24 protein-coding genes are annotated in these 21,590 nt (G+C 43.2%); 4 read left to right on the top strand and 20 right to left on the bottom strand.

What is annotated here, in order from left to right; all coding sequences use genetic code 11:
- Positions 1-76 precede the first annotated feature (76 nt).
- The 8 genes from NSQ83_RS08405 to NSQ83_RS08370 all read right to left on the bottom strand — a co-directional run bounded on the left by NSQ83_RS08405 (position 77) and on the right by NSQ83_RS08370 (position 10,485).
- Positions 77-1,561, bottom strand: coding sequence for a UDP-N-acetylmuramoyl-L-alanyl-D-glutamate--2,6-diaminopimelate ligase (locus tag NSQ83_RS08405; protein ID WP_003245326.1), 1,485 nt, complete (start codon positions 1,559-1,561; stop codon positions 77-79).
- Between the two features lie 175 nt (positions 1,562-1,736).
- Positions 1,737-3,677: a stage V sporulation protein D gene (locus NSQ83_RS08400; protein WP_003245048.1), complete on the bottom strand. Its 1,941-nt coding sequence runs from the start codon at positions 3,675-3,677 to the stop codon at positions 1,737-1,739.
- 116 nt (positions 3,678-3,793) lie between these two features.
- Positions 3,794-5,947: a penicillin-binding protein 2B gene (gene pbpB / locus NSQ83_RS08395; RefSeq protein WP_160221564.1), complete on the bottom strand. Its 2,154-nt coding sequence runs from the start codon at positions 5,945-5,947 to the stop codon at positions 3,794-3,796.
- Positions 5,944-6,297, bottom strand: coding sequence for a cell division protein FtsL (ftsL, locus tag NSQ83_RS08390; RefSeq protein ID WP_003232200.1), 354 nt, complete (start codon positions 6,295-6,297; stop codon positions 5,944-5,946). Before ftsL ends, pbpB begins: the two co-directional genes overlap by 4 nt.
- A 39-nt stretch (positions 6,298-6,336) precedes the next feature.
- Positions 6,337-7,272: a 16S rRNA (cytosine(1402)-N(4))-methyltransferase RsmH gene (rsmH, locus tag NSQ83_RS08385; RefSeq protein WP_014479723.1), complete on the bottom strand. Its 936-nt coding sequence runs from the start codon at positions 7,270-7,272 to the stop codon at positions 6,337-6,339.
- A gap of 69 nt (positions 7,273-7,341) precedes the next feature.
- Positions 7,342-7,773, bottom strand: a complete 432-nt coding sequence (mraZ, locus tag NSQ83_RS08380) for a division/cell wall cluster transcriptional repressor MraZ (RefSeq protein WP_003221402.1) — start codon at positions 7,771-7,773, stop codon at positions 7,342-7,344.
- A 125-nt stretch (positions 7,774-7,898) separates the two neighbouring features.
- Entirely contained in the window at positions 7,899-9,518 is a 1,620-nt protein-coding gene (gene bshC, locus NSQ83_RS08375) for a bacillithiol biosynthesis cysteine-adding enzyme BshC (protein WP_046664172.1), read from the bottom strand.
- Between the two features lie 70 nt (positions 9,519-9,588).
- Complete coding sequence (locus NSQ83_RS08370) at positions 9,589-10,485, bottom strand: 2-dehydropantoate 2-reductase (RefSeq protein WP_046664171.1); 897 nt, start codon at positions 10,483-10,485, stop codon at positions 9,589-9,591.
- A gap of 159 nt (positions 10,486-10,644) precedes the next feature.
- Here NSQ83_RS08370 and NSQ83_RS08365 point away from each other — a divergent pair, with 159 nt between their 5' ends.
- Positions 10,645-11,127, top strand: coding sequence for an N-acetyltransferase (locus NSQ83_RS08365; protein WP_014476736.1), 483 nt, complete (start codon positions 10,645-10,647; stop codon positions 11,125-11,127).
- A 56-nt stretch (positions 11,128-11,183) separates the two neighbouring features.
- Here NSQ83_RS08365 and gerR read toward each other — a convergent pair whose 3' ends face one another.
- From gerR to NSQ83_RS08350, 3 genes are all read right to left on the bottom strand, one after another.
- Entirely contained in the window at positions 11,184-11,765 is a 582-nt protein-coding gene (gene gerR, locus NSQ83_RS08360) for a sporulation specific transcriptional regulator GerR (protein ID WP_015383592.1), read from the bottom strand.
- A 145-nt stretch (positions 11,766-11,910) separates the two neighbouring features.
- Positions 11,911-12,090, bottom strand: coding sequence for a 50S ribosomal protein L32 (gene rpmF / locus NSQ83_RS08355; RefSeq protein WP_003154457.1), 180 nt, complete (start codon positions 12,088-12,090; stop codon positions 11,911-11,913).
- A 21-nt stretch (positions 12,091-12,111) separates the two neighbouring features.
- The gene (locus tag NSQ83_RS08350; protein WP_014479718.1) at positions 12,112-12,630 is read right to left on the bottom strand and encodes a DUF177 domain-containing protein; all 519 of its coding nucleotides are present in this window, start codon (positions 12,628-12,630) and stop codon (positions 12,112-12,114) included.
- A gap of 27 nt (positions 12,631-12,657) precedes the next feature.
- Here NSQ83_RS08350 and NSQ83_RS08345 point away from each other — a divergent pair, with 27 nt between their 5' ends.
- Together NSQ83_RS08345 and NSQ83_RS08340 are read left to right on the top strand one after the other, a co-directional pair.
- Positions 12,658-12,843: a hypothetical protein gene (locus NSQ83_RS08345; protein WP_003232215.1), complete on the top strand. Its 186-nt coding sequence runs from the start codon at positions 12,658-12,660 to the stop codon at positions 12,841-12,843.
- A complete protein-coding gene (locus NSQ83_RS08340) occupies positions 12,840-14,087 on the top strand; it encodes a nucleotidyltransferase (RefSeq protein WP_003244707.1) in 1,248 nt (415 codons plus the stop codon). The genes NSQ83_RS08345 and NSQ83_RS08340 overlap by 4 nt, the downstream gene beginning before the upstream one ends.
- 16 nt (positions 14,088-14,103) lie before the next feature.
- Here NSQ83_RS08340 and ddcP read toward each other — a convergent pair whose 3' ends face one another.
- Positions 14,104-15,129 (bottom strand): protease DdcP, encoded by a 1,026-nt coding sequence (gene ddcP, locus NSQ83_RS08335; RefSeq protein ID WP_046664167.1) that lies wholly within the window; start codon positions 15,127-15,129, stop codon positions 14,104-14,106.
- Between the two features lies 1 nt (position 15,130).
- On the bottom strand, positions 15,131-15,913 hold the full coding sequence (locus tag NSQ83_RS08330; protein ID WP_021479345.1) for a patatin family protein: 783 nt from the start codon (positions 15,911-15,913) through the stop codon (positions 15,131-15,133).
- Positions 15,914-16,093: 180 nt separating this feature from the next.
- Here NSQ83_RS08330 and spoVV point away from each other — a divergent pair, with 180 nt between their 5' ends.
- Positions 16,094-17,320, top strand: a complete 1,227-nt coding sequence (spoVV, locus tag NSQ83_RS08325) for a dipicolinic acid transporter SpoVV (RefSeq protein ID WP_046664166.1) — start codon at positions 16,094-16,096, stop codon at positions 17,318-17,320.
- Positions 17,321-17,330: 10 nt separating this feature from the next.
- On the opposite strand, the gene coaD is transcribed toward spoVV, so the two are convergent.
- The 7 genes from coaD to NSQ83_RS08290 all read right to left on the bottom strand — a co-directional run bounded on the left by coaD (position 17,331) and on the right by NSQ83_RS08290 (position 21,515).
- Complete coding sequence (coaD, locus tag NSQ83_RS08320; RefSeq protein WP_003245283.1) at positions 17,331-17,816, bottom strand: pantetheine-phosphate adenylyltransferase; 486 nt, start codon at positions 17,814-17,816, stop codon at positions 17,331-17,333.
- 4 nt (positions 17,817-17,820) lie between these two features.
- Positions 17,821-18,375 carry a 16S rRNA (guanine(966)-N(2))-methyltransferase RsmD gene (gene rsmD / locus NSQ83_RS08315; RefSeq protein WP_029317761.1) on the bottom strand — a complete coding sequence of 185 codons (555 nt, stop codon included), beginning with the start codon at positions 18,373-18,375 and terminating at the stop codon, positions 17,821-17,823.
- A gap of 322 nt (positions 18,376-18,697) precedes the next feature.
- Positions 18,698-18,970, bottom strand: coding sequence for a YlbG family protein (locus tag NSQ83_RS08310; protein ID WP_015715839.1), 273 nt, complete (start codon positions 18,968-18,970; stop codon positions 18,698-18,700).
- 54 nt (positions 18,971-19,024) lie between these two features.
- The gene (gene ricF / locus NSQ83_RS08305) at positions 19,025-19,474 is read right to left on the bottom strand and encodes a regulatory iron-sulfur-containing complex subunit RicF (RefSeq protein WP_003221370.1); all 450 of its coding nucleotides are present in this window, start codon (positions 19,472-19,474) and stop codon (positions 19,025-19,027) included.
- Positions 19,475-19,589: 115 nt separating this feature from the next.
- Positions 19,590-19,829 (bottom strand): YlbE-like family protein, encoded by a 240-nt coding sequence (locus NSQ83_RS08300; RefSeq protein WP_003232231.1) that lies wholly within the window; start codon positions 19,827-19,829, stop codon positions 19,590-19,592.
- Between the two features lie 15 nt (positions 19,830-19,844).
- Positions 19,845-20,243 (bottom strand): YlbD family protein, encoded by a 399-nt coding sequence (locus tag NSQ83_RS08295; protein ID WP_003232233.1) that lies wholly within the window; start codon positions 20,241-20,243, stop codon positions 19,845-19,847.
- Between the two features lie 231 nt (positions 20,244-20,474).
- The gene (locus NSQ83_RS08290; protein WP_014479713.1) at positions 20,475-21,515 is read right to left on the bottom strand and encodes a CAP domain-containing protein; all 1,041 of its coding nucleotides are present in this window, start codon (positions 21,513-21,515) and stop codon (positions 20,475-20,477) included.
- Between the last annotated feature and the right edge of the window lie 75 nt (positions 21,516-21,590).

The raw sequence follows: 21,590 nt of genomic DNA, 5'->3' as shown, positions 1-21,590 counted from the left end.
ACGTAGTTATCATATTCATGATTTTTTTCCATATGAAAAATCTTTTCAAGCTCCATTATTCAGTAACATCTCTTTCCTATGAATTCGTCTTATTCTTATTGAGTTCAACAATGGCTCTCGCCGCTACTTCAGCATCATCAAAATCGAAAGTTTCATTTCCGATCTGCTGATAGGTTTCATGTCCTTTTCCGGCAATGAGGACAACGTCGCCTTTTTTGGCATTGGCAATTGCGAAAAAGATCGCCTGCTCGCGGTTTGCAATACTGTGATAGTATGCGTTCTCTACTCCGGCTTCCATATCTCTTAAAATCGCGCGAGGATCTTCGCTTCTCGGGTTATCTGACGTGAAAATCGGCTCGTCAGCCAGCTCCACAGCAATTTTAGCCATTTTCGGGCGCTTCGTCTTATCTCTGTCTCCTCCGCAGCCGACAACGACAAATAGCTTTCCTTCCGTCATGTCTCTGCATGTCTCCAGCACATTTTCAAGGCTGTCCGGTGTGTGCGCGTAGTCTACAATGACAGGAAACTCCTGCTGCTGATTGACCAATTCAAAACGGCCTCTTACACCATGCAATTCTTCAACAGCCTCAGTGATGATTTCAAACGGTATGCCTGCTGCAATACATGTCGCAACAGCGGCCAGCACGTTATACACATTAAATTGTCCGACGAGAGACATCGTGATGTGCTTCGTGCCTTTGTTTGTCACGAGATCAAAGCTTGTGCCCTGTGCAGTGATACTGATGTTCTTCGCCATCACATCAGCATCGTTTTTAATTCCGTATGTAGAGATATGCGCAGCTGTTACCTTTTCAAAATAAGCGCTCGCCTCATCGTCAGCATTCAGGACGGCACGCTTTGGATGTTCATGGTTGAAAGCCCCGCCAAGTTGGGAAAAGAGCAAGCTTTTTGCATGCCGGTACTCATCCATCGTTTTATGATAGTCCAGATGGTCCTGTGTTAAATTCGTAAACACGGCAATATCATAATCACAGCCATGGACGCGTCCTAAAGACAAAGCGTGGGAAGAAACCTCCATGATTGCAGTGTCAACGTGCTTGTCATTCATTTTCTTAAACGTTTTCTGCAGCGTGACGCTTTCCGGAGTCGTGTTTTTAACAGGAAGTGTTTCGTCTCCGATTTTCATATACATTGTACCGATCAAGCCTGTGCGTTTTCCCGCTTTTTTCAGAATCTCATCGACCATGTGGGTCGTTGATGTTTTGCCGTTTGTCCCTGTTATCCCAATCAGCTGAAGCTTCTTCGTCGGCTGTCCGTAAAACGCATCAGACAAAACGCTGAGCGCGCGAAGTGACTGCCGGACAATAATAACAGGAACATTCACATCGACCTCTCTTTCTGCCACAATAGCCGCTGCACCGTTTTCTACTGCTTTTTGCGCAAAATCGTGGCCATCCACCGTATACCCTTTTACACATACAAAAAGACTCCCTTTCTTTACTTCCCTGGAGTCCATCTCAATTGAAGTTATTTCAGGGTCTTGTGAGTCGTTTACAGAAGGTTCGGTTGTTAAGTATGTAAGCAGCTTTGTAAGTTTCATCGTATCAAACCTCTCAACATTCTAATTCGTTCTTTTTATCATTGAAGTCACATCAAATGATGTGGTAATGATTTTAAGCATACAGTTCATATTTTAGCGTAAATAAAAGGATACATCCAGCTAATCTTGAAAGATATCAGCATTTTTTCTGCAATAAAAGAATAGGCAGCCCGAATCAATCGGCTGCCTCCTTTTCATCTTCTTCAGTCAAATACACGCGTATCTTTGAGCCTTCTTTTACTTTCGTTCCGGCAGCTGGCGATTGTTTAACGATTTTGCTCCCTTTCCCGGAAGCATCCACATTGAGATTCACCAATAGTGACTCAAGATCTGAGACAGACATCCCTACAACATTCGGAACTTCTATTGTTTTTGTGTCGTTCCATTGGTATTTTTTCTCGATTTGATTTTTCCGGGGCTTCACACCAAGTTCCGGCAGACTGTCTCTCATAATATTTCCGACAATAGGCGCTGCCACCGTTCCGCCAAACTGAATCGTGCCTTTCGGGTTATCCACCGCAACGTAGACGACTAGACTCGGATCATCAGCTGGCGCGAAACCGATAAATGATACAATATGGTTGTTTTCAAGATATTTTCCATCTTTAACCTTTTGTGCAGTTCCCGTTTTTCCTCCGACACGATATCCTTCTACAAATGCATTGCGGCCGGTTCCTTCTGCGACGACGCTTTCTAGAGCATAGCGGATTTGTTTGGATGTTTCCTCAGAAATGACTTGTTTCTTTGCGATTGGTGATTGTTTTTTGACCGTTTTCTTCGTAACAGGATCGATCCATTCCTTTGCAATATAAGGTGTATAGAGCGTTCCTCCGTTTACAGCAGCGGATACTGCTGCAACCTGCTGAATCGGCGTGACGGATACTCCCTGTCCGAAAGCCGTAGTTGCTTGCTCCACCGGGCCCACTCTCTCAAGCGGGAATAAGATGCCTGTTCCCTCGCCTTGGAGATCAATCCCCGTTTTTTGTCCAAAACCAAAGTCTTTGATATATTTGAAAAGCTTTTCCTTTCCTAAGCGCTCGCCTAATTCAACAAACCCCGGGTTGCAGGAGTTCTGCACAACTTCCAGATACGTCTGCAGCCCGTGCCCGCCTCTTTTCCAGCACCGCAGTCTCGCTCCGTCCACTTCAGCATGCCCTTTATCATAAAATTGATCCCGTTTCAAATTTACTTTTTGCTCTTCAAGGGCTGCTGCAAGTGTAATAATTTTAAAGGTAGATCCCGGTTCATACGTGCTCCATACTGGCAGGTTTCGATTGTAGACGGACGGATCAACAGATTGGTAATCAGCAGGGTCGAAGTCAGGCCTGCTAGACATCCCCAAAATTTCTCCGTTTTTCGGATTCATGGCTACGGCAATCATGCCGTCCGGATGATATTTGGCCTCAGCGTTATCAAGCTCTCTTTCCATTATCGTCTGGACCTTTGAATCAACCGTCAGCTTCATATCAAGCCCATCCTTAGGCGGCGTATAGTCATCCGCTTCATCAGGCATTTTTTTACCCTTGGCATCTGTATAAAACTTAACAGAACCTTTTTCCCCTTTTAAATCATCGTCGTAATAGGCTTCCAATCCAAGGAGTCCTTGGTTGTCAATTCCTGCAAATCCAAGCACATGAGATAAAAAGCTGCCGAACGGGTAATGACGGATACTGTCCTCCGCAACATACACACCTTTTAAATCAAGCGCTTTAATTTCCTTCGCCTTCTCATTTGAAATTTTTCTCCCTTCAGGAGTGATCTTTTCGATTGACGCTTTTTTTGTCACATGTTTATATACTTTTTCTTCTGACATATTGAGCACCGCCGCAAGCTGCTTGCTCGTTTTCATCGGATTCTGAACTTGGCGCGGCACGACGAATACGGTCGGCGCACTTTTATTTGTTGCGAGCTTCACACCGTTCCGATCCAGAATCTCGCCTCTCTCCGGCTCAAACGGCAAGTTACGGCTCCAGGAATCTTTCGCCAGCGAAGTCAGTTTTTCGCCCATCACAAACTGAACATACCCCAGCCTTGTATCAATGATCAGAAACACGATCACGCCAAAAAGCAAAACAAATAATAAACGTTTTCTAACCGTTACATTCGAAACGCGCAAGAGACCGTTCACTCCTTATTTAGGCTTGTTTCATTTTATGCCTGAAATTGGACAGGTAGAACGATGCTCCTCTGAAGGCATAAAAAAAGAAAGCCTGCATAACGCAGGCTTTCTTTTTAATCAGGATTTTTAAACTTAACCTTGATTACGGTTTTGTCTTTGATCTCTTTGTCTTTCTTAACACTTTGGCTGACAGCGTAGCCTTGCCCGTTTACTTCAATATGAATTCCCGCGAGCTCGCCGTATTGCAGAACCTCTCTTCTCGACCAGCCTGTCATATCAGGCATTTTGATTTTACCGCCCGTTTTCAGGAAGACCTTTTGATTGGTAAGAACTTCCTCATCCGCTTTCGGATACTGTTCTTTTACAGCGACATCACTGCCGATGACAATTGGTGTGAGATTCTCCTCTTTTGCTTTCTTTTGAGCAGCAGCTACCGTTTGATCTGTTAAATCAGGCATTGTCTGCGCTTTTGTTTCTTCCTTATCTGAGTCAGATTTTTCAGTTGGTTCAATGTTCAGGTAGTGCAGGCTATTTTTCATTGTTGGATTGAAGATTTCTGATACTGGATCTGAACTGCTTTGTCCTGCTTTTAGTTGCGGCTGCTGTACAGCCACATAAATTAAAAGCTCAGGATCATCTTTTGGCGCCATACCCATAAACGAAAAGATATAGTTATCTGTGCCGTCTAAATATCCGCCTTTACCGGCTATTTGCGCAGTACCTGTTTTCCCGGCAACATCAAAACCTTCGATTTTATATGCTTGCCCTGTTCCGATTTTCGACGTAACAACTTCTCCCAATATATCCCGCACCTTTTTCGCTGTGCTTGCAGAAATTGGGGTTCCGGCTGATTCCGGCTTATTTTGATAAATAGTTTTATCTTTATCGGGATCAACGATATGGTCAATCACATAAGGTTTCATCATTTTGCCGTCATTTGCAATTGCCGTTGCGGCCTGAATCTGCTGAATTGGTGTGACCGCAGACGCTTGGCCATATGCAGTTGACGCCTTATCAAATTCATATTTAAAGTTGATTTTGCTGGAGACTTCTCCTGGCAAATCAATACCTGTTTTCTGGTAAAAATTGAATTTGTGCAAATATTGATTGAGGCGGTCATATCCCAGCTTTTCTTTCGCCAGTTTCGCAAAAGCGACATTCGACGACCTTAGGACGCCGTCATGATATGTTGTCGGACCCCAGCCTACACCGTTATTGTGATCCTTAACAGGTGCTCCGCCAACTTCAAATGTCCCTGATTTATATTTTTCGTTCGCATTAAACACGTTTTCCTGCATCGCAGCAGCAAGTGTAAAGATCTTCATCGTGGATCCGGGCTCATACGCATATGAAATCAAATCATTATAGTAGTTTGTCACATCGCGCTTGTTCGGATCAAAGCTTGGGCGCTGTCCCATGGCAAGGACTTTGCCCGTTTTCGGATCGACAACTGCGGCCATGATTTTTTTCGGATTATACTTTTGCGCCACTTTTGTCATGCTGTCTTCCAAAAAGGTTTGAATTTTCTGGTCAATGGTTAAATATACATTGTCACCATTTTTTGGCGCTGTAATTTTATTTTTGCTGTTCGGGAGCTCCCAGCCGGATTTGTCGCTTTCATATGTCACATATCCGTCCCGCTCCTTCAAATACTTATCCAGCACTTTTTCTAACCCCATCGCGCCGGAAATTTCATTTGTGTCTTGATCAACCTCGGCATAGCCGATTAAATTGGATGCGAAAATACCATTTGGATAGTAGCGTTTTGTATCCCGCAAAAATGAAATGCCCGGGAGTTTCATTTTTTCAATTTTTTGCTTTTGTGAATACGTAATATCCCGGCCAGCTGAGCCAAACTCGACTTGTTTTGCATTCTCCTTATTTAAGATATCAAGGATGTCGGCCTTGTCCAAGTTTATCACTTTAGACAATGCTTCTGCCGTTTTTTCTTTGTTTACAACATGCTGAGGATGCTTGACATCAGTGGTCATTTTTTTATCGAGAATCGCAATCAGTTTATACGTCGCTGTGTCCTCTGCAATGACTTTTCCTTTTCGGTCTAAAATCGAGCCGCGGCTCGCTTCGATGGTCCGTTTCTTTTCATGCTGCTCTGTCGCTTTTGTCGCAAGCACTTCGCCATTCGCTTTTCCGGTTATTTGAATATATGCCATTCTCCCCAGGATGACAAAGAAAAAGAGAGCGAAACAAATACTTAGAATCGCTGCTCCTCTATTCATAAATTTATTCTTTTTTGGCATTTGAATCATTCCTGTATGTTTTTCACTTTTTTATCTTTTAAATTCAAGCCGTTCTTTTTCGCAATGTCCATAATGCGCTGCGGTTTGCTTAAATCAGCAACGCTTTTTTCGAGGTCACCAATTTGCTTATTTTCGGATGAAATTTGCTCCTCAAGCTTTTGCACCTCAATATTGGTTTGATATGCCGCATACGCCTTCGATACGATCAAAAGCGATACGCTGAGCACCGCCGCAGCAAAGAGGACAAGAAGCACTTTTTCTCCGAGAGTAATGGAAGCCCTTTTCTTGACAATCACTTTTTTCTCAGGACTGATCGCATGCCGCTGCTGTTTCTCTGGTTGGTAAGCTAAATTGCTCATAGGCTGATGACCTCCTTTTAATTTTGCATTCGCGTTTCGTTATTTTCTTTTTTCAGCAATCCGAAGCTTGGCAGAACGAGCCCGGTTGTTCTCTTCAAGCTCTTCTTGAGATGCCGTAATCGGTTTTCGTGTGATGAGCTTCAGCTCCGGTTCAAACTCTTCCGGTATAACAGGAAGCCCCGGAGGAAGTTCCGGAAGCGACGACTTTTCTTTAAAAGTGGTTTTGCAAATTCTGTCTTCTAGCGAGTGGAAGGTAATGACTGATACCCTGCCCCCTGGCTTCAGAACCTCAATTGCCTGCTCCAAAGCTTCTTCAAACACCCTAAGTTCATCGTTTACGGCAATTCTGATTGCCTGAAACACGCGTTTAGCGGGATGTCCGCCGCTCCTTCTCGCTGGAGCGGGAATCGCGTCTTTTATTAGATCGACCAGTTGGCCCGTAGTTTGAATAGGAGACTTCATTCTTGCCTCCTCAATTTTTCTGGCGATCTGTTTACTGAACTTCTCTTCTCCGTATTTAAAGAAAATACGGACGAGATCCTCATAGCGCCACTCATTAACGACTTCTTTCGCCGAAAGCGTAGCCGACTGGTCCATCCTCATGTCCAACGGTGCGTCATGATGGTAACTGAATCCGCGCTCCGGTGTATCCAGCTGCGGAGAGGACACCCCTAAATCAAATAAAATGCCGTCTACTTCTGTAATGCCTTGTTCATTCAAACATTCTTTTAAATACCTGAAATTGCTTTTAATCAGAATGAGCTGTCCTTTATAATCGGACAACACTTCTTTAGCATGCTGTAATGCCGTATCATCTTGGTCAAAAGCGATTAAACGCCCCTTCTCGGATAACTGCTGCAATAAGTATGTACTATGCCCAGCTCCGCCGAGTGTGCAGTCTACATATGTACCGTCTGGTTTAATATTGAGTCCGTCTACGGTTTCACGAAGAAGTACTGTCTTGTGTTGAAACATATTGTGTTGGTCCCACCTTTTATCAGGATGAATTGAAATTGTTTTTAGAGTGTTATACACGAAGAATCATTATATATCAAACCCAATCATGTTTTCAGCAATTTCAGCAAATGAATCTTCTTGCTCTTCTGTGTATTGTTCCCAAATTACTTTACTCCACAATTCAATTCGATTAGAAACCCCGATAACAACACATTCTTTTTCCAGTTTGGCGTAATTCAATAGAGATGATGCAATATTTACCCTGCCTTGCTTGTCCAGTTCGCATTCAGTCGCCCCTGAAAAGAAGAAACGGGTAAACGCGCGGGCATCTTTCTTTGTGAGAGGAAGAGCTTTTAGTTTTTCTTCAATTTGTTTCCATTCGTGCATAGGGTAGCCGAAGAGACATTGGTCAAGTCCTCTAGTCAGCACAAATTGCTCACCTAGGCCTTCTCTGAATTTAGCGGGTACGATCATGCGGCCTTTCGCATCGATGGTATGCTGATATTCACCCATAAACATGATCTCTTGCCCCACTTTCTCTCCTTAACTCACCACTATTCACCACTTCGCTCCACAACTTCATTTTACACTGTTTACCCATAAAAAAAAACCCTGAACTAGTCAGGGTTCTTTAAAACTTTATTTCAAAGTTTGACAACTTGATGTTGATTTTGAAAAGAAAATGGCAGATTCTTGAATGTCGTGAAGAATTTTGGACCGTACCTGTTCAAATAATACATGATATTCCAAATCCGTTCCTGCGGCGCAAGAAGCGGCTTAATGCTATTTTGAATTCTTTCATAATCCTTCAAGACGTAGCCTTCTTTTTCTTCAATTCGCTTCATCACCGTGCGCTCTAAGAATTGAAGCTGATCCTGAATAAAAGCGGCATTTTTCAGGAGTAAAGGTTCCATGCTTTGATCAACCTTTAACGCCTCCTGCCTGACCGTTTTGTGTATCGCTTCAATTTGGCTTTTCGCCTGATCCATCACCGCTGTAAACTCTTCCGGAATTTGGCGCTCGAAGTATGACTCTCTTTGATTCTCCGTTCCGCGCTCAATCGCGTCTTGTAATGAGATATTCCGTTCAGCCAGTTTTTTCTCAATATGCCGCTCAAGTATCGTAATGTTCAGCCTTGGCATGACAGGAGGCATTTTGAAGCCCATCACCGCAAAAGCCTGTTTGAGTTCGCCCCAATAATTGATTTCTCCAGGCCCTGCAATAAATGCTAAAGTCGGAATGAGAAATTCCTGCATTAAAGGTCTCGTTACAACATTGTTGCTGAAACGCTCTGGATGTTCTTCCATATGTGTATGAAGTTCATCCATCGTCCATCCTAGATCAAGCTCTTTGATGACAAATCGGTCGTTATCTTTTTCAATTAAAAAACGCTCTTCTTCGTATTCATAAAACAGATTCGCCTGCTCTTTTCCGGACTCGATAATCGGTTTGTAGCCTGCTTGACGCATGAAGGCCTGCTGATCTGATACAGCGCGGGCGAGTTCATCATTTTCTCGAAGAATCTTTTGGAACATGGCCGTTTCCAGCTTTTTAATCCCCGGATCTCCAGAATTTAATAAAACTAAGCCCTCTTCTTGGAACAAATCCGCGATCAACAGCTCAAAGAAGTCAGTAAACGTAACAGATTCCCTTAAACATCGTTTCACATTGTCGAGAAGTGTATTCGTATGGTCTGTTTCTTCAAAAGCGGCAAAAACATCATCTATCCACGCGGCACACTTTTCCTGATCAAGCGATGTACTCGCTGCTGATGATTTCTTCCAATAAGACTGAGGCAGCTTTTTTTTCACAGGCCCATTCTCTTCAGATGTGTGAACAAAATTAATCTCATCCAAATCGTGGTCTTCTCCAGCCACCCAGAAGATTGGTATGACAGGCACTTGCAGTTCCTTTTCTTGTTGCTTTGCTAAAACAATGATTGAAATGATTTTATGTATGGTGTAAAGCGGTCCTGTTAAAAGTCCTGCCTGCTGTCCGCCGACTACAGCGGCACTTGACGGGTCCTTCAGCTTCTCAATAGCAGACTGCATCGCACTTGAACCGAATTTATTATGGTAAGAGGTTAAGTACGCCGCCAATTCCTCTCTTGCGAAAAACCGAGAAGATAAGTCTTCCAGTCTTTCTCGCCACATGTCCTTATGATGAATACTGTAATCAAAAAAAGAAGACATTTCTTCTTTGCCATCTATATAGTGCTGTACAAACACATTCTGATTTTTGATGGAAAGTTCAGTTAGCTGCATCTTCTAGAACTTCCTTTCTCCAATAAATAGTTAGTGATCCGAAATGAGTATAGCATGTTACCGAAAAAGCTCAAAAGACTTTGTTTGTATTTCGCTCCAATGCTTTGATGCTGCCATATAAAAACTCTAGGTGGACTGCATCAAGACCTTGAAGACTTGCTTCCTTCAATAAGTATCCGATAATGGCGTCAGCTTCCGTCTGCCGGCCTCCAATGACGTCAACCAGCATGGATGAACGATTCTCTTTCGTTTGTCCACAAACGGCCTGAACCTGCTCCCAAGCCTTTTCTTCATTTTCAAGTTTTAAAATGCGGCATGCCTCCTGAAATACCAGCTTCATAAAAGCCAGGTAGGCTGGCGTTGTCAGCAGTTCTCCATTTTTCACCTGCAATAACGCAGTTAAAGGATTAATACACGCATTTACAATCAGCTTGCCCGTCAGCAGACGGTACCAATCCGTCTCATAATAAATCGGAAAATCCGAATGGTTATGCTGAAACAAGATGTTCAGCCAGTCTGGTTCAGCATCGTCGAACGCGCTCCATTTTATCGCACCTAGGCCTGTATGATCAACAGCTGTATCCGATTTTCTTACAGCTCCGTGCTCAACGATTCCAACATAAATGGAATGGCCAACGTGCCAGTCTTTTAGGTCGTGGATATGCCCCATGCCGTTTTGCAAAAATAATATATGCGTTTTCCCGATCCGTTCAAGCGACGAAAAAACAGATTGAAGCTGATGCTGCTTCACTGTCACGACAAGCAGGTCAAAGTCCGAATTGATACTCGTGTCCGCACTGCAATCAGCCCTGAATTCCTCCCCGCCTTTATAAAGCCGGATTCCTTCAGACTGAATGGCCGCAGCCTGTTCTTGCCGCCTCGTCACAACAGTCACGTCGTGATAAAGTGACAAATAATAGGCGCATAAAAGACCGACGGAGCCTCCGCCGATAATTCCAATTTTCATGATGTCACACCCAATTTAGCATTTACGTATTATCATAGCAGAAGTAAGAAGAAATTACTTCTCAAAGATCCCATGTGCTTAAAATTAAAGTTTAAATATTTGGATTTTTTAAATAAAGCGTTTACAATATATGTAGAAACAACAAAGGGGGAGATTTGTTTGACAAAGGTAGAACGTCTGCTTATCAACTATAAAACGCTGGAAGAATTCAAGAAATTCAAAGAATACGGCATTCAGGAGCTTTCAATGCTTGAAGAACTACAGGATAATATTATTGAAAATGACAGCACCTCGCCTTTTTACGGGATTTATTTTGGCGATAAACTTGTAGCACGAATGAGTCTGTATCAAGTTAACGGCAAATCGAATCCCTATTTTGACAACCGCCAGGATTATTTGGAGCTGTGGAAGCTTGAGGTTCTTCCGGGCTACCAGAACAGGGGATACGGGAGAGCCTTGGTTGAATTTGCAAAATCATTCAAAATGCCGATCCGGACAAATCCGAGAATGAAATCAGCGGAATTTTGGAACAAAATGAACTTTAAAACTGTTAAGTATGATATGGCGAGGGACAAAGGGGAAAACCCGCTCATCTGGCATCCTGATATGGATCACGAAATGACACCAGGAGAGTCTGCATAGAAATCAAAACAACCGGCCTATTCTTACTATAGGGCCGGTTCATTTCAGGCGTTTCTTTACGTTTCTTGAGCCGCTTTTTTCATTCTTCCGTCTTCCTTCGAAACAACCATTTTTCTGGCCCGATCCATGATATCGATCAGTGCCTTGTAATCCTCTTCTGTCATCTCTAGCTGATTCCGCAATGTCTGATTTTCACTCCGCAAATCCTCAAGCTCTTTTTGCAGCGATTGGATTTGCTCCTTCAATTTTTCCCTTTCAAGCTGAAATTCTTGTGCAGACGGCGCTTCTTTGAATTGTTCGAGAAATTGGATGACATCCTGAATGGACAAATCTCGTTTTCCTTCCGACGATGCCGAGGCAGTCTGCTTCATGGAATTCGGCATATTGACCGAATGAACGCCGATTTGCTTTCTCAGTTCTTTCCTTTGCTTTTTTGCAAGCTCTATACCTGACTGGTATTGTTTTCTCACATACGAGTTCCACCTGAAACCACAGGCTGCCGCGGTTCTGGTCAGCGCCCTTCCAACCTCCTCAAAGGCTGAAAGCTGTGTTCCTCCCTCTCGAATATGACGAAGCACCACTTCTGCCAGCAGCAAATCCTCATCCTGAGTCCAAGCATCTTGTCTTGTAATGGTCAAATTCAATCTCCCTCCATGTCAGCTTATTTATCTCATACATATGCCGGTAATAGATTAGATAGACTATTTGCACTCACAAATTTTCCGCAAGCTGACAGGAAGAGAAAAAGAAAAAGCGCAGGGCTTTCACCCCGCGCTTTTCTTATTAGTTACTTTTTACATTTATGTCTTTGCCGTTGTATGATCCGCATGCTTTGCATACACGGTGAGACAACTTCATCTCTCCGCATGACGGACATTCTGTCATACCAGGTACATTAAGTTTGAAATGTGTACGGCGCAATCTTTTCTTCATTTTAGAAGTTCTTCTAAAAGGTACAGCCATTATTCCCACCTCCTTAAAGAGTTAAGATTCATCATCTTGTTTTAAGAGCTTTTCGAGGGCTGCAAGTCTCGGATCAACTTGATTCTTCTTGTCTTCTTCCGAAATGACTTGCCAATCCTTTCCTTCTTGAGGAGCAGCTCCTTTTTCTTGTTCAGATTCACAAAAGATTTGCATAGGGATTTCTAAAAGAATTTCTTCTTTCACGATCGGAGTTAAGTCGATAGTATCGTCCTCAACAATGTGAACGTCATCATCTTCTATATCATCCGTGTGATGAAATATAAACAGTTCTTTTGTTGAAATTTCAAATGGATACGGGACATCAACGAGTGTTCTTGAGCATGGCAAAATCATTTCGCCTGAAATTGTAAAATCAAACGAAACCTGTTTGGATTTGATATCCGCTCTGCCCTTCACCCGGACGGGAGAAATGCGGCGAATGTCAGAATTCAGCTTTGTCAGCTCATTTAACTCAACTGTTTCATCAAACTCAAAACTTTGTTTTGGCATTTGATGCAGCTGATAAATCGTCCATTTCATTTGTATCACCTCAGGAAAGCAACAAACATGATTATAGCTTTTAAGATTGTTTTTGTCAATATTTTTTCTTTACAGCATAATGCTGCCATTGAAGTATCGTTGACAGCGGAATATGCTATGCATACACTTAAAACAAAAATAAGGCGTAAGAGTTTTCATTTGCAAATGTACCATACGTTTTTAAACATAGCAAGAAAGGCGGAAAAAATATGAAAGCTGTCGGATTGGTGGTTGAATATAATCCCTTTCATAACGGTCACCTTTATCATGCCCAAACAGCAAAGCTGCAAACCGGATGTGACACGGCTGTCGCGGTCATGAGCGGACATTTTTTACAGCGCGGGGAACCCGCTGTTGTATCAAAATGGGCCCGAACAAAAATGGCGCTGCAAAGCGGAGTTGATCTTGTCATTGAGCTGCCTTATCTTTATGCCGTGCAAAAAGCAGACATTTTTGCACGCGGCAGTGTTTCCATCCTGAACGAACTTGAATGTGAGGCGCTGTTTTTCGGGAGTGAAAATGGGGATATCAAGCCTTTTTTAGAAACAGCACAGCTTATTGATGAGCATAAACATATATTGAATGACCGAATTAAAGAAGAACTTAAAAAGGGGGCCAGTTACCCAGCAGCGGCGGCTATCGCCTTCAGCTCCATTTTGCATACTGAAAGTGCACTTGACTTGTCAAAACCAAATAACATTTTGGGATACCAGTATGTGACCTCGATTCTAACCGGGGGATATCCTATGAAACCTTATACTACGGCACGAATCTCTTCGGACTATCATGATGCCGATCTCCCTGAAGGCGAAAACCATATAGCAAGTGCCACAAGCATTAGAAAAGCGATGATTGGCCAGAATCTCGAAGCCTGCCTTCGTTTTCTCCCTGCTGCATCTGCACGTGAATTAGCAGCTTACCGCAAATCTTTCGGATTGTGGCATACACCTGAAAGCTACTTTTCTTACTTAAAATACAGCCTTTCAACTGTAACGGCACGGGAATTACAGCAAGTATACGAGGTGGAGGAAGGTTTAGAGCACAGAATTATTCGTTCGATCAGAAAATCCAGCTCCTATCAGGAATTTATGGAACTGCTGAAAACAAAACGCTATACGTGGACAAGGCTCCAGCGGATGAATACACACATTTTAACCAGAACAAAAAAACAGGATATGCAAAAGCTGCTTGACAACGATAAGGCGCCGTATATCAGGCTTCTCGGCATGACGAAAAAAGGACAGGCTTATTTATCCGAAAAGAAAAAAGCACTGTCTGTTCCGCTTGTCAGCAAACTGTCCTCTTTCTCCCATCCAGCTCTCGATCTGGACGTAAAAGCAAGCAGGATTTACAGCCTGCCGATAGAAGAGCCGCTGAGAACTGAGTTTGACCTACAGGAATACGGACATGCACCGATTCGATATGACGAAGATGAACAACACTTTTTAAATGTATAGAAAAAGCACCTGAGAATCAGGTGCTTTTCGCTTTCAGCTTATTCAAATAATCAATCGCATCCTGCATGGTATCAACAGGCACAATCTTCATATTTGAATCAATATCTTTTGCTGTTTTTACTGCGTTCTTATAATCGGAATTGCTGGCGCCGTTTTGATTTGGCGCGAAGAAAATGTCTTTTCCGGCTTTGTCTGCGGCGACGACTTTTTGATCAATGCCGCCGATCGGGCCTACTTTCCCATCAACATCAATGGTACCTGTTCCCGCAATATCGTAGCCTTTTGTTTCGTCTGGTTTTGTCAGCTGATTATAGATTTCAAGGGACATCATTAACCCTGCTGATGGGCCGCCAATATTTTCAATTTCAAAATCAATATCAGGCTCTACCTTCACGTTTCTGTCTGTATAAAGCGAAACTCCGATTCCTGCCCGATCCGGCTCATCAGGAAATTGTTTTAACGTAAGGGTGACACGCTTTTCTTTTTCTTCTCTTTCGATCTTTAACGTGACTTTATCTCCCGCTTTTTTGCTGCTGATAAAATCAATCAGCTTTTCAGCAGACTGATAGTTTTTGCCGTCTGCGCTGATGATTTTATCACCGACTTCTATTTTCCCTTTTGCCGGCATGTTTTCTACAACAGAGCTTGCGTATATGCCGTTAAAGGAATAGCTGACTTTTTTTCCTGCCTTTTGATAGGCGGCTATAACCGCATTTTCTTGCGAGCTTTTCATCATTTGGAGCTGTCTTTTCATATACTCCTTATCTGACTCGCCTTCCTCCTTAATGCTCTCATCAGGAACAATTTCATAATAAGGGTGCATCTTTGCCCACACATATGTAAACGGATTAGCCGGTCCCACTTTAACAGTCATTAAGGACAGGCTTCCTTTTTCCGGGTAGCCTCCCTCCACTTTTATCAATGAAGCAAGCTCTGTCGCTTCTCCCGGTTTTGTAATATAGTATGGAAGTTTTATAAATGATAAAACGGCGATCAGTATGAGGATGACGAGCATCCAGCTAAAATGTTTTTTACGTAGCAAATTATGAGCCCTCCCAATTCTCTATTTCTTTTCTTATCTTGCTGATCATTCGGTTTGTCGCCTCTTCGCCTGCCGATATCATTTCTTCAATATTGGCAAACGAGCTTGAGCTGTATGTTTCAAGGGAAGGGCGAATCATGATATCTGCGGCAATTGTTTGATGCCGCACTAATTCATTTTGCAGTATATCCATACTTTGCATAATCACATCAAAAATATGCACTGCTGTTTCAGTTTTTCGAACCCTGGAAACATCCGAAGCGATGATAATATCAGCTCCCATGTCTTTCACAACAGAAACCGGAATTCGATCGACGACCGCGCCGTCTACAAGAAGGCGTCCGTCCAGCCGCTGCGGAATAAAGATACCCGGGATGCTGATGCTGGCCCTCACTGCATCTGACACTGATCCTTTTCGGAACACAACCTTTTCTCCCGTCTGTAAATCACACGCAACAATGCCCAGCGGGATTTGGAGCTCTTCAATCGGTTTTCCGAATGTATAAGCATGCACAAGCTGTCTGACGCGGTCACCTTTTAAAAAACCGAGCTTCGGCACCGTATAATCAGCATAAAGCCTTCGTTTAAAGGCTTTGGCTACTTTTTTCATCGTTGCCACGTCATGTCCGGCGGCATAAAAACTGCCCACCAAAGCGCCCATGCTGCTTCCTGCAATCATATCCACTTCAATTTGGTGCTTATGTAAACTGGAAAGCACACCGAGATGAGCGAGCCCTCTGGCCCCTCCCGATCCTAACGCTAACCCGATTTTAGGTTTGGCCAAAGCGTTAACCTCCTGCCTGAATTCCCTGTATACCGAATTCTATGGTCTAAACTGAACCCCTATGCTCGTATATTAGTACAAAGAATCAAGAGGACAGGTACTGCTTGGCCGTTTTACATCATACATTATTTTATCATGATATACATGTCATTGGGCATTTTTAGCATCGGGGAGGTAAGAATGAACTTGTCGAAGATTAATACACTTTTGATTGCCTCGTTTTTTCTTTTTTTAACAGCGACTGTCATCTCACATCCACAGGCCTCATTCGAAGCCTCTAAAACCGGGCTGTCTATGTGGTGGGAGGTTGTGTTTCCGTCATTGCTGCCATTTTTTATTCTGTCCGAACTCTTAATCGGCTTTGGCATTGTGCGGTTTGTCGGTGTTTTGCTTGAGCCTTTTATGCGGCCGATCTTTCGCGTCCCGGGTGTCGGCGGCTTCGTTCTCGCTATGGGAATGGCATCAGGAAACCCAGCGGGCGCAAAACTCACTGCCCGTCTGCGGCAGGAAAATCAGATTTCAAGAGTAGAAGCAGAACGGCTCGCGTCGTTTACCAATTCTTCAAACCCGCTCTTTATTTTCGGCGCTGTTGCCGTCGGTTTCTTTCAAAACGCGTCACTAGGCATTTTATTAGCTTCTGCACACTATTTGGGGAATCTGGCTGTCGGTTTAACAATGCGTTCCTATGGCCGCAAGGAAGAGCAGCATCTCAGAAGAAAGAAAACGATACCTTTCCCTTCAGTCAAAGATGCTTTACACGCTCTTCATACCGCCAGACTTGCAGAAAAACGGCCCTTGGGTAAAATTTTAGGCGACGCCGTGACGTCTTCTGTTCAAACGCTTCTTATGGTAGGCGGCTTTATTATTTTATTTTCTGTCTTCAATCGGCTGTTGTCAGTGGTCCAGCTGACTGATGTTTTGTCTGTTTTCACAAAAGGAGCACTGACTTTGTTTCAGCTTCCGACTCAATTGGACATTCCGCTTTTATCAGGGATGTTTGAAATTACATTAGGCAGCAAGCTTGTCAGCGAGACAGATGTTTCTCTTCTGCAAAAAGCCATTATCGTCAGCTTTATTCTCGGGTTTAGCGGCTTTTCCGTACAAGCTCAGGTGGCAGGTATTTTATCGGAAACCGACATTAGATTTAAACCATTCTTTATCGCACGTTTGCTGCAGGGCGTTTATGCAGCTGTCTTCGTCATGTTTTTATGGAAACCTCTTTACACGGCATGGCATGATCCGTATCAGTATGTATTTAAATCTCTTAACAGCAGTGACATGTCAACTGCCTTTATAAACGGCTGGAATCTGCTTGTGCAGATCGGACCTGCTGTCACACTATGCGCGCTGTTTACGTACATTATCATTTTTTCTTACAGACTGACAAACGGAACAAAAAAAGGATGAGTCAAAACCCTCATCCTTGTCTGAATTTTTGCTGAAGCGCCAACTCTACTTCCGGCGGTACAAACTCTGATACCGAGCCGTTGTATCTTGCCACTTCTTTTACGATGCTTGAACTTAGAAACGAATATTGATTGTTTGTCATCATAAAAAACGTCTCAATAGATTCATCAAGCACCCGGTTTACTGATGTCCCCTGCATCTCGTATTCAAAATCAGATACAGCTCTCAAGCCTCTTAAAATCGCTTTCGCATTTTTTCTTTTTGCATAATCAATTAACAGGCCTTGCGATGTTTCAACTGTTATGTTCGGAATGTCTTTTGTCACTTCTCTCAGAAGCTCACACCGTTCTTCCACACTGAACAAAGGCTTTTTTGAAGAATTATTCAGCACACATACATACACTTGTTCAAAAATATGCGCCCCGCGTTTGATGATGTCCAGATGCCCGTAGGTCACCGGATCAAAACTGCCGGGACAGACAGCTATACTCGCCACCTCACTACCCCCTCTTTTTATAAATCGCCACACCTGTTAACCCATAGGTTTCTTTTCTTGTCATCACAAGATCTCCTACGGTTTCGGGAAGCTCGACCTCTCTGTCATGCTCAGCGACGATAAAGCCGTCTTCTTCCAGCATTTGATATTCGTCAATCAGCGTTAAAAGTGCTTTCAGCTTTTGTTCCTTATACGGCGGATCGAGAAAAATTCCGCGAAAGCCGCTTTCTCTTTTAGCAGCAGCGTGCAAAGCACGTTCCGCATCATTGCGGTATACCTGTGCATGTTTTGTAAGCTCCAGCGTTTTCAAATTAGATTTTACCGTTTGAATCGCTTTAAAATCACGGTCAACGAATATACAATGCTCAAACCCGCGTGAAAGCGCTTCGATTCCAAGACCTCCGCTCCCTGCGAATAAGTCAAGTCCCCTGCCCCCGTCAAAATAAGGGCCGATCATATTAAAAATGGATTCCTTCACTTTGTCGGTTGTCGGTCTTGTTGATGTTCCGGGTACAGCCTTTAGTGAACGGCCTTTTTTTGATCCAGAAATTACTCTCATGTTCCACACCACTTTTTCTAAAAGCTATTTTGTTTCTTTATTCGGCCGGACGCCGCTATGTACATAGAAAAAAATCAATCCTATCTTAACATAAAGCATTCTTCCAAACAATGAACGCTAATCTTGATAAACAGGTGTATAGGCAGCATGATCCTTGTCCATACTATAAGCAACAGCATCTAGAGGATGTTGTTGCCAACCGCGGAGAAGACTTACGTTTCCCCATAAGTTCTTCCTCCGGTTTCTCCTCTCCCTTTGCCTTCTCCTTAACATATTAAGGAATAGAAGGACCCCGCAGATGCCTGCGGGGATTTTTTTATAGCTATATGCCGATTTTATAATCGTATTCTTTTGCCTTATCAAGCTTTGACTCGAATTCCAATTTTAAAAACGGTTTATAAGAAGGCTCCACTTTTTTCACAAATGAGTAAGACGCAATCTTGTCCATTGTTTTTTCAATTTGGTTCATATCACAGTACAGTACGACATATTTTAATCGTTTTGATACATAGTGCACATTCCCGAACTTCCTCAGCATTTTGCTCTGCTTTAGGGAGTGCAGATACACAACCATGCCCTGGCGCCTATTCTCCAATACAATCACCTGCCTGTTTTCTCTTATATGTAAAAGACGAGACGGCCAGTCTCGTCAGGACACTTTACATCCGCAGCTTCCGCCTGAACCGCAACCGCCTCCGCATGAAGACAAACCGTCAAAATAAGGGTTCCCAGTCGGAACTTTCACATGCTCCGAAACAGCTGTCCCAATCTCAACGCTGACCTCATCAAGAATGGACTGGAGCTCATTTTCAGCTCTCTTGAAGTCAGCCACCTTATCGTTCAGGTCCAGCTCACGTTTGATCTCCCTCATTTTCCGGGATATTTCTCTATAGTCAGGATGATATTTGCCAAAACGCTGTACATCCTCATACTGCTCTTTTATTTTGATAAAAGAACGAATAATCCGACCTGCCTCTTCATCTTCCTGGAGACGCTTGTAACAATTGCGGTAGTTCTCAGCCGTCTCCGACTGCAGAATCATCTCGGCAAGCTGCTGAGCTTCACTTTGAAGCCGCACGGATTCCATCGTCGCATACATAACATGCACCTCCAGTTGTTAGTTTACCATGAAACCAGCCAATTGGAAAATGCTTAACCGCAGCCGTATACAAAACCTTATGTCCGCATGAAAAAAGACCCTTTTTCGGGGCCTTTTAATCTTTTGTCCGCATCGCTTGAAACATTTGCATCATCATTTGCGCCATTTGAATCCCGTTCGTAAACTGATTCACCCGATGCGGAATGGTTTTTTCATAAAAATTCATCATTTCAAGCTGAAAGGAGGACAGATCATCCGGTTTTCTTGAAAGCCTGCGGTACCATATCGGCTGTTCTCTGATGAATCGTTTCCGTTCTTCGTTTGCTAAAATATATTCCTGAACCTCTTTGCGCATATGAGCTCCCCTTTTTTAATCCTTTCGAAAAGAAAAAGGATGCTGTCCAGAGCCTGGCTGAGAATGCTTCTGTCCGCTTCCGGAAAATGTATTAAGAAGGCTTTGCAACGATGAGATCGACTGGCTCATTTTATTGATTTGTTCGTTCATTTGATTGACATCCATCTTTTTCACCGCTGTCACCATTTTCGAGACAAAATCATTTTTTTGCGGTGTTTCAGGCACAGCTTCAGAAGCTTCTTCCGGTTCCCGATATGGATCCCAAATCGGGTCGCTCTCCCCGAAGAGGACCCAATTTTCATATACGTCCTGCCAGCTTCTTTGTTCTTTGCGCACTTCTTTTATCAGCTTGGGATGCTTTTTGACGAATTGTTTAAAGTCATTGATTGAATGATTGGCATGTTGATTCGCCACAATCCTCACCCCCTCCGAAAATCGTTACCTACTACAATGTATCGTTTTGTCGGGCATTGTGTTCGCCTATATTCATTCCCAAATGAATTTTTAGCGATATCCCTATACACTGGTGAAAAAGCCTGACTGAAGGGATGGGAAACGGCCTTATCTGTAAGCTATCAGCACATTCATTCAGACCGGCTTGTATGGAAATAGAAAAAGCCGGGAACCATTCGTCCGCGGCTTTCATTACCATCGCTTAATAAAGTTTTGGGTGTAATATTTCCGGTCTACTCCGACACCAAGATGCGTATAATCTGAATTCAGAAGCGCTTTTCGATGGCCTTCGCTATTCAGCCAGCCTTCTACAGCAGCCGGACCGTCCACATAATTGTATGCGATATTTTCTCCCGCTTGCTGAAAATCAACATGCCCTTCTTCTAAGCGGTCTTTCAGCGAGCCGTATTTTTTAGAGACATGGGAGAAATAATTATTTTCCTTCATATCCTCACTATGCCCAAATGCCACTTCCGCCGTTGGCTGATCCCACTCAAGCTTCGCAAGTCCATGTTTAACGCGTATGACATTCGTCAAATCAAGGATTTGCTTTTCGCTCGTTGTTTGGATCTTTTTCCATTTCTCATCTGAAACGGCTTTCGGTTTAATTAATTCCCCGCGGTACACTACCTCATAAGGTCTTTGCTTTACAAAGGTCTGCGCATCAAACGCCCTGATGCTGGATAGCTTCCCCTCAAATTTGTCCATATACAGCTGGACATACATCTTTCCTACCTTTACAGTCGGTCTTGTATTGATATCTTCTTCAGAAAATTCAAACCGATAGGAATTTCCTTTATACTCTACATTCACAAATGGTGCCACCTGGGTGGTCTTAAATACTTCGCCAGTTGATTCTCCAATTTTGAAAGGCTTGGCGTTAATATCATTACCCGACGCGAATAATGTGACCACTTTATTGTTTAATACCCCGATTTGGATATATTGATCCTTACCTTGATTGTATACCCACCAATCGTAATCATAAGCCGAAGGGTCAATACGTTCAGGTTCCCCAAGCTTTTTCGTTACTTCATCGGCGGGCTTGCCCATGAAGGACAATAACCCTGAAGTCGGCATATGTATTCGTTTGCCGCTTTGCGCTTCCTCATTCGACACCTGAGGCTCGCTGTCATTTGATTTCTTTTCAGGAACAGATCCATATTGAATAAACAGAACATAGGTTCCGCAGATAATCAAAAGGATAACCATTGCTCTCAATATATTTTTCAATCTATCACCCCCGTGGCGATTCACAATCTCTTGTTTACATCCCATTACAATACAGCCTATTTAACATGTCAAAGA

Source organism: Bacillus sp. PS217 (assembly GCF_037963535.1).
In the GTDB taxonomy this organism is placed as follows: Bacteria; Bacillota; Bacilli; order Bacillales; family Bacillaceae; genus Bacillus; species Bacillus subtilis.
Note: the sequence above shows the minus strand (reverse complement) of the source record. Positions and strands in the feature narration are given on the sequence as shown.